The organism is Polaribacter sp. L3A8, from assembly GCF_009796785.1.
Classification (GTDB): Bacteria; Bacteroidota; Bacteroidia; order Flavobacteriales; family Flavobacteriaceae; genus Polaribacter.
This window is the reverse complement of sequence record NZ_CP047026.1, coordinates 3,016,637-3,030,529: the sequence shown is the minus strand read 5'-3', so window position 1 is coordinate 3,030,529 and position 13,893 is coordinate 3,016,637. Positions and strand designations below refer to the sequence as shown.

General features: G+C 30.0%; 12 protein-coding genes. All 12 read left to right on the top strand.

Features of this window, described 5'->3' with window-relative positions:
- The first annotated feature begins 84 nt into the window (after window positions 1-84).
- The gene (locus GQR92_RS12275) at window positions 85-861 is read left to right on the top strand and encodes a UDP-2,3-diacylglucosamine diphosphatase (protein ID WP_199269136.1); all 777 of its coding nucleotides are present in this window, start codon (window positions 85-87) and stop codon (window positions 859-861) included.
- A 106-nt stretch (window positions 862-967) separates the two neighbouring features.
- Window positions 968-1,957, top strand: a complete 990-nt coding sequence (locus GQR92_RS12270) for an AAA family ATPase (RefSeq protein WP_158839952.1) — start codon at window positions 968-970, stop codon at window positions 1,955-1,957.
- Window positions 1,958-2,026: 69 nt separating this feature from the next.
- Window positions 2,027-2,896, top strand: a complete 870-nt coding sequence (locus GQR92_RS12265; RefSeq protein WP_158839950.1) for a DUF58 domain-containing protein — start codon at window positions 2,027-2,029, stop codon at window positions 2,894-2,896.
- A gap of 19 nt (window positions 2,897-2,915) precedes the next feature.
- Window positions 2,916-3,833: a BatD family protein gene (locus tag GQR92_RS12260; RefSeq protein ID WP_158839948.1), complete on the top strand. Its 918-nt coding sequence runs from the start codon at window positions 2,916-2,918 to the stop codon at window positions 3,831-3,833.
- Entirely contained in the window at window positions 3,820-4,824 is a 1,005-nt protein-coding gene (locus tag GQR92_RS12255; protein WP_158842131.1) for a vWA domain-containing protein, read from the top strand. Before GQR92_RS12260 ends, GQR92_RS12255 begins: the two co-directional genes overlap by 14 nt.
- Before the next feature lie 163 nt (window positions 4,825-4,987).
- Window positions 4,988-6,034, top strand: a complete 1,047-nt coding sequence (locus GQR92_RS12250; protein ID WP_199269135.1) for a vWA domain-containing protein — start codon at window positions 4,988-4,990, stop codon at window positions 6,032-6,034.
- Window positions 6,035-6,594: 560 nt separating this feature from the next.
- Window positions 6,595-7,989, top strand: coding sequence for a glycosyltransferase (locus GQR92_RS12245; RefSeq protein WP_158839946.1), 1,395 nt, complete (start codon window positions 6,595-6,597; stop codon window positions 7,987-7,989).
- A 356-nt stretch (window positions 7,990-8,345) separates the two neighbouring features.
- Window positions 8,346-9,197: a tetratricopeptide repeat protein gene (locus tag GQR92_RS12240; RefSeq protein ID WP_233269853.1), complete on the top strand. Its 852-nt coding sequence runs from the start codon at window positions 8,346-8,348 to the stop codon at window positions 9,195-9,197.
- A gap of 132 nt (window positions 9,198-9,329) precedes the next feature.
- A complete protein-coding gene (locus GQR92_RS12235) occupies window positions 9,330-11,093 on the top strand; it encodes a BatD family protein (protein ID WP_158839944.1) in 1,764 nt (587 codons plus the stop codon).
- 1 nt (window position 11,094) lies between these two features.
- Window positions 11,095-11,853 (top strand): SH3 domain-containing protein, encoded by a 759-nt coding sequence (locus tag GQR92_RS12230; RefSeq protein WP_158839942.1) that lies wholly within the window; start codon window positions 11,095-11,097, stop codon window positions 11,851-11,853.
- A gap of 64 nt (window positions 11,854-11,917) precedes the next feature.
- On the top strand, window positions 11,918-12,214 hold the full coding sequence (locus GQR92_RS12225) for a hypothetical protein (protein ID WP_233269846.1): 297 nt from the start codon (window positions 11,918-11,920) through the stop codon (window positions 12,212-12,214).
- Between the two features lie 82 nt (window positions 12,215-12,296).
- Window positions 12,297-13,889: a SulP family inorganic anion transporter gene (locus GQR92_RS12220; protein ID WP_158839940.1), complete on the top strand. Its 1,593-nt coding sequence runs from the start codon at window positions 12,297-12,299 to the stop codon at window positions 13,887-13,889.
- Window positions 13,890-13,893 lie beyond the last annotated feature (4 nt).

The following is a 13,893-nucleotide window of genomic DNA, read 5'->3' as shown; positions in this document are numbered from 1 at the left end:
TGAAATTAGTGTCTAACCTTTTTAAGTGCTTTCACCAGTTTATAAATTAGTTTTTCTATTTTTACCGATAAAATAAACAACTCCTTGATTTCTATAACAACTTCAGAAAATAAAAAAGTCTATTTTGCTTCCGATCAACATTTTGGGGCACCAACGCCAGAAGCTAGTTTTCCTCGCGAAAAAAAGTTTGTTGCTTGGTTAGATGAAGTGAAAAAAGATGCAGAAACTATTTTTTTACTAGGTGATCTATTCGATTTTTGGTTCGAGTATAAAACAGTTGTACCAAAAGGATTTGTTAGGGTTTTAGGTAAATTAGCTGAAATAAGAGATAGCGGAATACCTATTTACTTTTTTATTGGTAATCATGATTTATGGATGAATGATTATTTCGAAAAAGAATTAAACATACCAGTATATCATGAACCACAAGAATTTTTAATCAACAATAAAAAGTTTTTAATTGGGCATGGAGATGGTTTAGGTCCTGGAGATCATGGCTACAAACGTATGAAAAAAGTATTCACTTTCCCTTTATTTAATTGGATGTTTAGATGGTTGCATCCAGATATTGGTGTCCGTTTAGGGCATTATATGTCTGTAAAAAACAAACTAATTTCGGGTGATGATGATGCCAAATATTTAGGTGATGATAACGAGTGGTTGGTACAGTATTGTAAAGAAAAACTAACAGAAAAACAGTACGATTATTTTGTATTTGGGCACAGACACCTTCCTTTAGAAATAGAACTTCAAGAAAATAGTATGTACATAAATCTAGGAGATTGGATTCAATATTTTACCTATGGAGAATATAAAGATTCCGAATTTAAACTGTTAAAATTCAATAATAATTCCCTTTAAATTAAACAGAAACTTACGAAATCTTTAACCTACTTTTAACAAATAGCAATATGTTAAAATTGTAGCTTTGTTTCCTGTAAAAAATAACACCTAATACAATATTACAATGGATGTAGATGTAAGAGCTATTAATGAAAAAATAGAAAGAGAAAGTGCCTTTATAGACATTCTTACTTTAGAAATGAATAAAGTAATTGTTGGGCAAAAACAAATGATAGAAAGTTTGTTAATTGGCTTAATTGGTAATGGACATATTTTGTTAGAAGGGGTTCCTGGATTAGCAAAAACACTAGCAATTAATACTTTATCTAAAGCGGTACAAGCTAGTTTTAGTAGAGTACAGTTTACACCAGATTTATTACCTGCAGATGTTGTTGGAACGATGATTTACAACATGAAGGAAAATAATTTCGAAATTAAAAAAGGACCTATTTTCGCAAACTTTGTGTTAGCAGATGAGATTAACAGAGCACCTGCAAAAGTACAATCTGCTTTACTAGAAGCAATGCAAGAGCGTCAAATTACTATTGGTGATACTACTTTTAAGTTAGATGAGCCTTTCTTAGTAATGGCAACTCAAAACCCAGTAGAACAAGAAGGAACCTATCCTTTACCAGAAGCACAAGTAGATCGTTTTATGCTAAAAGTGGTTATTGATTACCCTAAATTACAAGATGAGCAAATTATTATGCGTCAGAATTTATCTGGCGGATTTTCAAAAGTAAATCCTGTAGTTTCTGTAGATCAAATTATAAGAGCAAGAGAAGTGGCTAACGAAGTGTATATGGATGAAAAAATTGAGAAATACATTCTTGATATCATCTTTGCAACGCGTTACCCAGAAAAATATAATTTACCACAATTAAAAGATTTAATTAGTTTCGGAGCATCACCAAGGGGAAGTATCAACCTTGCTAAAGCAGCAAAATGTTATGCTTTTATCAAAAGAAGAGGGTATGTAATACCAGAAGATGTTAGAGCAGTTGTTTTTGATATTTTACGTCACAGAATAGGAATTACCTATGAAGCAGAAGCAGAAAATGTAACCTCTGTAGACATTATCAATTCAATCATTAATGAGATTGAAGTACCATAATCAATTATCAATGAACAATTATCGGTTTTAAAACTGATAAATGATAAATGTTAACTGACAATTGAAAAGATGGAAACAAAAGAAATACTTAAAAAGGTTCGTAAAATAGAAATTAAGACAAAACGTTTGTCTAATGATATTTTTGGTGGTGAATACCATTCATCATTTAAAGGACGTGGTATGACTTTTTCTGAAGTAAGACAATACCAATTTGGCGATGATGTAAGAGCGATTGATTGGAATGTTACTGCGCGTTACAATGAACCTTATATTAAGGTTTTTGAAGAAGAACGAGAGTTAACCATGATGCTTTTGGTAGATGTTTCTGGTTCTGAATTATTTGGTACATCTACACAATTTAAAAAAGATACGGTTACAGAAATTGCCGCTACATTGGCTTTTTCAGCTACTCAAAATAATGATAAAGTAGGTTTAATTTTATTTTCTGATGATGTAGAACTTTTTATTCCTCCTAAAAAAGGAAAAAGTCACGTTTTAAGAATTATTAGAGAGTTAATAGAATTTAAACCAAAAAGTAAAAAAACCAATATTGCTGCAGCTTTAAAGTTTTTATCTAGTGTGATGAAAAAAAGAGCAATTGTTTTTATGTTATCAGATTTTATGGATGATGATTACGAAAAAACATTAAAAATTGCTGCAAAAAAACACGATTTAACAGGAATCAGAATTTTTGATAAACATGATGAAGAAATTCCTAATTTAGGAATGGTCCCCATGTTAGATTCAGAAACTAGAGAAGTTAAGCTGATAAACACAGGATCGAAATCTGTAAGAACAAGTTACAAAGCAAACGCTTTACGTTTAACTGATTATTACATAAACATGTTTAAAAGAAGTGGCGCAGGTACAGTTAACACAAGAGTTGATGAAAACTACGTGAAAAAATTACTAGGTTATTTTAAACATAAAGGAAGATAGTAACGCAGTTACCCTAAAAATGAAAAAACAAATACTTTACATACTACTTTTTATTTCTACTGTTGGTTTTGCACAAAACCCAATGGTAAGAGCAGAAATTGACACCACTAATATTAGAATTGGTGAACAGTTCAAGTTAAAAATTACTGTAGATGAAACTCAGAATGTCATCATTCCTAAATTACAACTAAAAGGTTTAGAGGTAATAGATTCTACAAAAGTAGATACTATTAAAAACTCTTTAATCAGAAAGTATATTTTAACAGGTTTTGATAGTGGTGCATTTTACATTCCGCAGCAACAGATATTTGTAAAAAACCAAGCTTTTTTAACAGACTCATTGTTAGTAAATGTAGCTACAATTGCTATTGATACTACTAAGGTGAAGAAATTCCCTATTAAATCTATTAAAAGCGAACCCTATACTTTTGATGATTTTAAAATATACGTTTACATCCTATTAGCTGCTTTGGCAATTATAGGTTTCTGGATTTATTGGTTTGTTATTAGAAAACGAAAAGAAGAGGAAGAAGAACCAACTTACAGAGCATTACCGCCTTACGAAGAAGCTATTTATAGGCTAAATGAATTAGACGAAAAATTATTGTGGCAAAACAATAAAGTAAAAGAATATTATTCTGAATTAACAGAAATTGTTCGTGGCTATATAGAGCGAGAATTAAAAGTACCTGCATTAGAAAAAACAACTGACGAAGTTTTAGATATGTTAAAAGACTTTAAAGATGCAGAAACGATTCAGACATCAGAAGAAACCATTAAAAAGTTAAAAGCGTTATTACAAGAAGCAGATTTGGTGAAATTTGCAAAATCGAAACCTTTAGCTTTAGAAATTGAAGAAGACAGAAAAGACGCACAAGACATTGTGAGTAATTTAAAACCTAAACCAATTATTGAAGAAAATGATGAATTGGAGTAATTTTGAATTTCATAGTCCCGGGTTCTTGTGGCTTTTAGCGATCATACCATTATTAGCAATTTGGCACTTTTTTATGCGTAAAAAAGATGCTGCAGTTTTAACAATGCCTAGTATAAAAGGTTTTAATACAGATTCGCTTTTATCTAAATTAAAACCCGCTTTATATCTTTTAAGGCTATTCGCTTTAGCAGCAATTATTATTGCATTAGCAAGACCAAGAAACGTTGCTGTAAGTAAAAAAACAAAAACGAATAAAGGGATAGATATTGTAATGGCTATTGATGTTTCTGCAAGTATGTTGGCTAGAGATTTAAAACCTAACAGACTAGAAGCACTTAAAAAAGTAGCTGTAGATTTTGTTGATAGAAGACCAAATGACAGAATAGGAATTGTAGTTTATGCCGGAGAAAGTTTTACACAAACACCAATTACAAGCGATAAAGGGATTGTAAAACGTACTATTTCTGAATTAAAATGGGGACAATTAGAAGGCGGAACTGCCATAGGAATGGGCTTAGGTTCTGCTGTAAACAGGTTAAAAGAAAGTACTGCAAAAAGTAAGGTTATCATTTTATTAACCGATGGTGTAAATAATTCTGGAAACATAGATCCTAGAACTGCTACAGAACTCGCAAAGGAGTTAGAAATTAAAACCTACACCATAGGAATTGGAACAAACGGAATGGCAGATTTTCCTTATAGTAAAGATCCTAGAACAGGGCAATTACAATTTAGAAAGCTACCTGTAGAAATTGACGAAGCTTTGTTAAAAGAAATAGCAGCAGAAACACAAGGAAAATACTTTAGAGCAACAGACAACGAGTCTTTAAAAGAAATTTATGATGAAATTGACAAGCTTGAAAAAACGAAAATAGAAGAATTTAAGTATTACAATTATCAAGAAAAATATAGAATTTTTGTCTTTTTAGGACTAGGATTCTTATTGTTAGAATTCTTGTTAAGAAATACCATCTTTAAATCGTTTATTTAAAGTGCTCTATTTTTTTTAAAACTTGTACGTATTTACAAAATAAGGTTAGAAAAAACAGTATTAAATAGTTGTATCAAGAATAGAATAACATCTCGATACAAATTTGATAAAAAATCAAATTCACTCGATGTGACAGAGTGAATAAAAATTACAAGACCAAACAATGTATAAAATTGAAGAACCAATTTATTTTTCCCTACTGCTAATCATTCCAGCAATGATTGTTGTTTTCTTGTTGGTTTTATGGTGGAAAAAAAGAACACAACGTAAATTTTCTGATTTAAATTTACTGCAAAAATTAGCACCAAATTCATCAACATTTAAATCGGTTTTAAAACTGGTATTTTTACTTTTAGGAATTACATTTTTAGTAATTTCTTTAGTAAACCCAAAAATGGGAACCAAACTAAAAACGGTAAAAAGAGAAGGTGTAGATATTGTTTTTGCCTTAGATGTTTCTAAAAGTATGTTGGCAGAAGACATTGCGCCTAACCGTTTAGAAAAAGCAAAACAGATCATCTCTAAAACAATTGATAAATTAGGATCAGATAGAGTGGGAATTATTATTTATGCCGGAAATGCATATCCACTTTTACCAATAACAACAGATCATGCAGCTGCAAATATGTTTTTGCAAAACGCCAATCCAGATATGGTTTCTAGCCAAGGAACAGATATCAATGGAGCGTTAGAATTAGCCAAAACATATTATAATAATGACGAACAAACAAATCGTTTTTTAATCATTATTTCTGATGGAGAAGATCATCAAGAAGAAACAAAACAAGTTGCTCAGAACTTAGCAAACGAAGGTGTAAAGATTTATACCATTGGTGTAGGTTTAGAAAAAGGTGGACCAATACCAATGCGCTTAAACGGTTCTATGATTGGCTATAAAAAAGACAATAAAGGAGAAACTGTCATTACCAAACGTATGCCAGAAGTTTTACAAGGTATTGCAGATGCTGCGGATGGAAAATATATTGATGGTAATATTACAGAAAGACCGGTAGAAATTATTGCTGATGTGATTGCAAATGCAGAAAAAAGCGAATTTGAAACCAAACAATTCTCTGATTATAAAGACCAATTTCAGTGGTTTTTAGCCATCGGATTATTGTTCTTACTTATTGATATTTTCTTGTTTGATAAGAAAACAAAATGGTTACGAAAAGTAGATTTATTTAATGAAGAAAAAACAAATAAATAACCTAAGTTATTTCTAAAAAAGACACAATTTCATCAACTGAAATTACAGAATACCAAAAGAGCCGATTAAATATTTTAATCGGCTCTTTTGTTGTGAAAAATAGTTTTTTTTTCTAAAATTCTACTTCTACATATTTTTTCATCAACAGAAAAAAAAGCTTACAAAATAGATTGAACAAACAAGTATTCTTTTACAGATAAAGTAGATATACCTTCTAAATATCAATCCAAATTTATTTATCATAGTTGTCTCTAAGTTTATATTTTCATCCAAAATAAACCTCCCAAAACTTAAAAGACAACTTTCTATTTTTTAAGATCTAGATCTAATTATCAGTTCTTAGATGTTACGCATAACTTTTTACAACGATACAAACATCCAAAACCTCAGCAATAACAAGAAATCTGAACAATAATAAAGTATACTTTTTACACACTAAGTGAGTAAATTTTACACACAAAAACACTCTAAAAAGGTATAAACACTAGTAAAATGGTCTTTATTTCTAACGGCACGCAAATTGGTTTAGATGTATACACAAGAACTAAACAATTTTCAAAATGAAATCAGCAACCTATAATTTAAAGTTACATAATAATAAATTTTCTATAGAAGATAAGAAAACCACTCCAATTAATTTTAGAGCTCTTATTATTCTCATAAGTTCATTTGTTGTAATGATTGGTGCTGCTTATTCCGTTTATTTATTACAAGATGATTTTTCAAAATTTAATTTTAATAGATTAAATAACAATTTCGGGTTTATCTTTTTTACAGTTGCAGCCGTATTGTTTGTCTTTGGAGCCATGACTTTTATTTACGATGTATATTTATACTTTAAATACAAACCTATAGCATCTGTAAGTGATAACGAACTACCAACAGTTACCGTGATAGTACCAGCATATAACGAAGGAAAACAAGTTTGGGCAACTTTAGAAAGTTTAGCTAAAAGCGATTATCCGAAAGAAAAATTACAATTATTATCTATTGATGATGGTAGTAAAGATGATACTTGGTATTGGATGAAAGAAGCTAAAAGAATTTTAGGAGACCAAGTAACTATAATGCAACAACCTAAAAATATGGGGAAAAGACATGCATTATACCGTGGTTTTAACATTGGTACAGGAGACGTTTTTGTAACTGTAGATAGTGATTCGATAGTTAAAGAAGATACACTTCGTAATTTAGTAAGTCCGTTAGTTACAGATAAAAAATGCGGTGCTGTGGCTGGTAACATTCAAGTATTGAATAATAAAAAAGCCTTATTGCCAAAAATGCTAAACGTAAGTTTTGTAATGAGTTTTGAGTTTAAGCGTTCTGCAGAAAGTAGTTTAAATTCTGTTTTATGTACTCCTGGAGCATTAGCGGCATATAAAGCAAGTGCTGTATTTGCATGTTTACCAGAATGGATCGATCAAAAATTTATGGGGAAAGCATCGGATATTGGTGAAGATAGAGCCTTAACAAATATGATTTTAAAACAAGGTTACAGTGTTTTATTTCAGAAAAACGCCTATGCATATACAAATGTACCAGAAGATTATACAGGCTTGTATAAAATGTTTATTAGATGGGGAAGAAGTAATGTTCGTGAAAACATTGCCATGTATAAATATGTGTTTACCAATTTTAGAGAAGGTAGTAAATTTGGATCGAGATTGTTATTTGTTACGCAATCAATAAAAATGATTATGTCTTACCCATTTTTATTATTCATGTGCTATTTCATTGTAACCCATCCCGTTTTATTTTTAAGCTCTACACTATTAAGTATTCTAATATTTTCAACATTCCCTGTATTATTTTACTCAAAAAGATATGATTTAAAAGAAGCACTTTGGGCATACTCTTACAGTATCTTATATACTTTTGGCTTATTCTGGATTACTCCATACGCTATTGCAACAGCTGGTAAAAGTGGATGGTTAACTCGTGAACTAGCTGCATAAATAGATAAATGATTGAAGACAAAAACAACCTTTGTAAATATCGGTTAAAGAAGTAACCCCTAATTCTATTGATGAACGATAAATACTATTTATTGTTCATCAATTTTTTGTTTATAGGTGTTTTATATAAAGCTACACAAAACACCTAACCTCTCAGATAACTGATAACGAACAAGATACCCAAAAACAACCCTAAAAAAACCTTAGTTTTATAGATTGCAAGGGGCTTTTTAACTAAAAAAAATGTAATTTTTACACTGTATAAATTATTAAAAATAACAACTTATTAACAAAATTCTTTTTTTGAATGCCGTACTTTTGTAATCATTAACTTTTATGAATAATGATACAGAATTATGACAGAAATTCAAAATAACATGAAGAATTTACATTACATCCTTATCGTTTTCTTAATGCTATTTTCCTCTAAAGAAATTTTAGCACAAAAAGATTCTATTCTCTTACAACGAAAAGCAAGAAAGTTGTTAAGACAAGGAAATGAATTGTACAATAAAAAACAATTTACCGATGCCTCTGTAGCCTATCAAAAATCTTTAGGTAATAACGCAAATTATGATAAAGCATCTTATAATTTAGGAAATGCTTTTTATGAAAATAAAAATTTTAAAGAGGCTGTTCCGCAATACGAATTAACTGCAAAAACTGCGGAAGATAAATTTACAAAGGCAGAAGCGTTTCATAATATTGGTAACGCCATGATGGAGCAAAAACAATATCAACCAGCGGTTGATGCCTATAAAAATTCTTTAAGAAACAACCCTAATGATGATGAAACTCGCTATAATTTAGCGGTTGCTCAGAAATTATTAGAGAAGGAAAATCAGGATAATAAAGACGACAAAAACAAAGATAACAAAGACAATAAGGATAATAAAGATAAGGACAAGAAAGACAAAGACGACAAAAATAAAGACAAGGATAAAGATAAAAAAGACGGAGACGACAAGGACAAAAAAGACAACAAAGATAAAGATGGTAAGGGAGACGAGGATCAAAAGAAAAATCAAGACCCTAAAAAAGATGAGAAAAAAGAGCAGCAAAAACCCAAACCACAACAAGGAAAAATGTCTCCGCAACAGGTTAAACAATTGCTAGAAAGCCTAAATAATGAGGAAAAGAAAACTCAGAAGAAAATGAATGCTAAAAAAGCAAAAGGTAAAAAAGTAAAACAAGAAAAAGATTGGTAAAAAAAACCCATCTTTACTTCTTTAAAAGAGAAGAAATTCAACCTTAAAAGATCACTTACGGTTGAGAGAAATATAGATTAAAAATTAAAATAAGCGTGTTTCTCCCCTTTTGGGAGATATAGAGAAACGAATATGAAGTTGAAATTTTACATAACATTATTTATAAGTTTGCTTTCGCTTGCAGTAGTTGCACAAGACGCAACCTTATTGGCTAAAGTGAGTAAAAACAAGTTGGGCGTAAACCAACGATTACGAATAGAGTTTTCAATAAACAAACAAGGTGGAGATGATTTTTCTCCTCCAAAATTTTCTAATTTCAAAGTTGTTGGCGGACCAAGCCAATCGGTAAGTCAATCTTGGATAAACGGAAAAGCTAGTTTTACACAGTCTTACTCGTACATTATTCAACCAAAAACAAAGGGTGAATTAACTATTGGAACGGCAAGTATTAAAATTGGTGGAAAAACAATAAAATCTGAACCTATAAAAATTATTGTTTCAGATGCAGTCGCGGTTCCTAAAAACCCAAATGACCCAAATTATATTGCTCAACAAAATATACATTTAGTTGCAGAAATTTCTAAATCTAGCCCTTATGTAGGCGAAGGAATTTATGTAGAATATAGACTTTATGTAAGCGAAAATGTTAGTGTTTACGATACCAATGTTACAGAAGCACCACAATATAACGGTTTTTGGAATCAAGCAATTAAAATAAATGCTTACCCTGTAAAAATAGGTAAGTATAATGGTGAAGATTATAGATATATTGTACTTCAAAAAGCTTTATTGGTACCTACAAAAACAGGAAGATTAACTATAGATCCAATGAAAATGGATATTGTAATTGGAGTTCCTACAGGGAGAGCAGATTTTTTTGGAAACGTAATTACAAGAAATGTTAGAAAAGAATTTGCATCCATAAAAAAAACAATTACTCCTAGAAGTCTACCTTTAAATGGAAAACCTACAAACTTTAACGGTGCTGTTGGTAATTTTAACTTTGATGTTTCTTTAAACAAAGATGTTTTAAAAGCGAATGAAAGCTCTCAAATTAAAGTAGCAGTTTCTGGGGAAGGGAATTTAAAATTATTTGAATTACCAGAAGTTACAACTCCGGTTGAGTTAGAAAAATATCAACCAGAAAGAAAAGAAAAAGTTAGCGTAAATGCTGGCGGAATATCGGGTTCAGTTTCCGATTTATACACCATTGTGCCACAGTATAAAGGAAAATATAAAATTCCGAATGTTTCTTTCTCTTATTTTAATCCACAGGAAGAAAAATATCACACTATTACTACCGACGATTTCTATGTAAATGTACTAGAAGGAAAAGAATTAAAACCAGTGGCAGACACTAATGCTATTCAAAAAAAGACGGTAACTTCTACAGGTAAAAACTTTAGATATATACAAACAAAGAGTAATTTAGAACTTGTAGATACAGATGATTTCTTTAAATCTAACTTGTTTTATATTTTATTATTATTACCTCTAATTACAATTCCGATTGGTATTTTTATTGCTAAAAAGAATGAAGAAAGAAGTAATGATCTTATTGGAAACAAACTTAGAAAAGCAGAAAGACTGGCTAAGAAATATTTATCTGAAGCACAGAAACAATTAGGTAAAAAAGAAGCTTTTTATGAAGCTTTAGAGCGTGCATTACACAATTATTTAAAAGCAAAACTAGGTATTGAAACAGCAGATATCAGTAAAGAAAAAATTACTGAAATTTTAGAAAGCAAAAAGATTGAAACAACCACAATTCATCAATTTATAGAAGTACTAAAACATTCTGATATGGCGCGTTATTCTCAAATAACAAATACGGAAATGGAAGCTGAATTTGAAAGAGCAAAACAAGTTATTGTTGAATTAGATAAACAATTATAAGATGAAGAAACTATTTTTTTTATTGTTGATAATTGCCAATTCGGTTACTGCACAAAATGTAGATAGCTTATTTGAATCTGCAAATAATTTATATAAAAACGGTAAATTTAACGAAGCTATTGAGTTATATAAGAAAGTAGAATCACAAAAATTAGTATCCTCAGAATTGTATTATAATTTGGGTAATTCTTACTATAAGCTTAACAAAGTAGGTCCATCAATCTATTATTACGAAAAAGCTTTAAAATTAAATCCTTTAAACGAAGATGTAAAAAACAATTTGGTTTTTGCAAAACGTTTAGCACTCGATAATATTGAAGTATTACCAAAAACAGTTTTACAAAAGTTTGCTGTAAATTATTTACAAAAACTTTCTTATAACCAGTGGGCAATAGTAGTTATTGTATGCTCTATTTTAGGAAGCCTGTTGTTTTTATTATTTTATTTTGCAGAAGGACCTTCTAAAAAAAGATTCTATTTTACAATAAGTAGTATAAGTTTTATACTCTTAATTGCTTCTTTATTTATTACCTACAATCAATATAATTTTACTATTAAAACCAAAGAAGCCATTGTTTTTGCAGGGAAAACAGAAGTAAGAAATGCACCAACATTAAATTCTGAAGAAGTTTTTACGCTGCACGAAGGCACTAAAGTGTTTGTCTTAGACGAAGTAGATAACTGGAAAAAGATTAAACTGGCTGATGGTAAACTAGGTTGGATAATTGCTGACGAAATTAAAATAATAAGCGATTTTTAATGTTTAATTAACAAGTTTTTAAGGTTTGCTTTGTTATTTTTGCAATTCGTAAAATAAAAAATATTTGAAAATTAAAATTGCAATCTTACTTTCTATACTTTTTGTTAGTGTTATTACAGCACCAACAATTATAAGTTTTGTTGATGAAAATCAAGATATTTCAATTTTCTTAAGTTTAAATGAAGAGGAAGAAGACAATTACGAGTCAGAAACTTTTAAAGAACTAAAAGTATATCCTCACTCTTCTTTAACCGTGTTTTTTAGAAAAATTGAAAGAAGAGAGATTGTACGTTTTACATCTAAAGACTACATCTCTTTGTTTCCTAAAATAACTACCCCACCACCTAAGTTTGTACTTTAACCACCGTACAAAAAAAACAACAATTTATAAAACTTAACAAAAAACTCTATTCTTATAAGAACGGAGTAAAAATATATTACATATGTTTAAAAACATTAAAAACGACTTACCTGCAAGTATTGTAGTATTTTTCGTAGCATTACCTTTATGTTTAGGTATTGCTTTAGCAAGTGGAGCACCATTATTTTCTGGAGTTATTGCCGGTATTATTGGTGGTGTTATAGTAGGGAGCCTTAGTGGGTCTAAATTAGGGGTTAGTGGTCCTGCAGCAGGATTAGCTGCTATTGTATTAACTGCAATTGGAACTTTAGGTAGTTATGAAAACTTTTTAGTTGCTGTAGTATTAGCAGGTATTATTCAATTAATTTTTGGAGTATTAAAAGCCGGAGTTATTGGTTATTATTTTCCATCTTCTGTAATTAAAGGGATGTTAACCGGTATTGGTATCATCATTATATTAAAGCAAATTCCTCACTTTTTTGGGTATGATGCAGAACCAGAAGGAGCTGATGCTTTCTTAGAAACTTCAGGAGAAAATACGTTTTCTTCTATTTTTAATATATTCGATAATCTTATTTTAGGATCTGTTATTATTGGTCTTTTAGGATTGGCTGTTATCTTATTCTGGGATACTGTTTTAGCAAAAAAAGCTAAATTTTTTACAGTAATTCAAGGACCATTAATTGCGGTGGTTTTAGGTATTATTTACCATTTGCTTACAAGTACTAATGAAACGTTGGCTATTTCGGCATCGCATTTAGTAAGTGTGCCAATTCCAGATGATATTGACTCTTTTATAGGTCAATTTAGTTTTCCTAATTTTGGAGCAATTACAAATGCTGAAGTATGGATTGTAGCATTTACAATTGCATTGGTAGCAAGTTTAGAAACTTTATTAAGTGTAGAGGCTTGTGATAAATTAGATCCAGACAAAAACGTAACCCCAACCAATAGAGAATTATTGGCACAAGGAGCAGGAAACATTATTTCTGGTTTAGTAGGAGGTTTACCAATTACACAAGTAATTGTAAGAAGTTCTGCAAATGTACAATCTGGTGGAAAAACAAAATTATCAACAATTATACACGGTTTCTTTTTATTAATTTCTGTAATTTTAATTCCAACTTTATTAAATAAAATTCCATTATCTGTTCTTGCTGCTATTCTATTAGTTGTAGGTTACAAATTGGCAAAACCAGCATTATTTAAACAAATGTATAAATTAGGATGGAAACAATTTGTACCATTTATTGTAACTGTTGTTGGTATTGTTTTTACAGATTTATTAGTAGGTATTGGTTTAGGTCTTGCTGTAGGTATTGTAGTTATTTTATTAAAGAGTTACCAAAACTCTCATTTTCTTCATATTGAAGATAATAGCAATGGTAAACACAAAATAAAAATGACTTTAGCAGAAGAGGTAACTTTCTTTAATAAAGGTGCTATCTTAAAAGAATTAGACAGTTTACCAAGAGATACTCAATTAGAAATTAATCTTATTAAAACTAGATATTTAGATAATGATATTATAGAAATTTTAGAAGACTTCTTACATAAAGCAAAAGAACGAAACATTGATATAAAATTAATATCTAAACGTGGTACAGCAGAAAACCCAGCAAGTTTTATTCACTTTTTTAAAGAGAAACCTAAATCTGATTTAAGTTTAAGTTAAGGGT

Coding starts and splice junctions, on each gene's coding strand:
- GQR92_RS12270 (WP_158839952.1), top strand. CDS start 968: ATGGATGTAGATGTAAGAGCTATTAATGAAAAAATAGAAAGAGAAAGT.
- GQR92_RS12265 (WP_158839950.1), top strand. CDS start 2,027: ATGGAAACAAAAGAAATACTTAAAAAGGTTCGTAAAATAGAAATTAAG.
- GQR92_RS12260 (WP_158839948.1), top strand. CDS start 2,916: ATGAAAAAACAAATACTTTACATACTACTTTTTATTTCTACTGTTGGT.
- GQR92_RS12255 (WP_158842131.1), top strand. CDS start 3,820: ATGAATTGGAGTAATTTTGAATTTCATAGTCCCGGGTTCTTGTGGCTT.
- GQR92_RS12250 (WP_199269135.1), top strand. CDS start 4,988: ATGTATAAAATTGAAGAACCAATTTATTTTTCCCTACTGCTAATCATT.
- GQR92_RS12245 (WP_158839946.1), top strand. CDS start 6,595: ATGAAATCAGCAACCTATAATTTAAAGTTACATAATAATAAATTTTCT.
- GQR92_RS12240 (WP_233269853.1), top strand. CDS start 8,346: ATGACAGAAATTCAAAATAACATGAAGAATTTACATTACATCCTTATC.
- GQR92_RS12235 (WP_158839944.1), top strand. CDS start 9,330: ATGAAGTTGAAATTTTACATAACATTATTTATAAGTTTGCTTTCGCTT.
- GQR92_RS12230 (WP_158839942.1), top strand. CDS start 11,095: ATGAAGAAACTATTTTTTTTATTGTTGATAATTGCCAATTCGGTTACT.
- GQR92_RS12220 (WP_158839940.1), top strand. CDS start 12,297: ATGTTTAAAAACATTAAAAACGACTTACCTGCAAGTATTGTAGTATTT.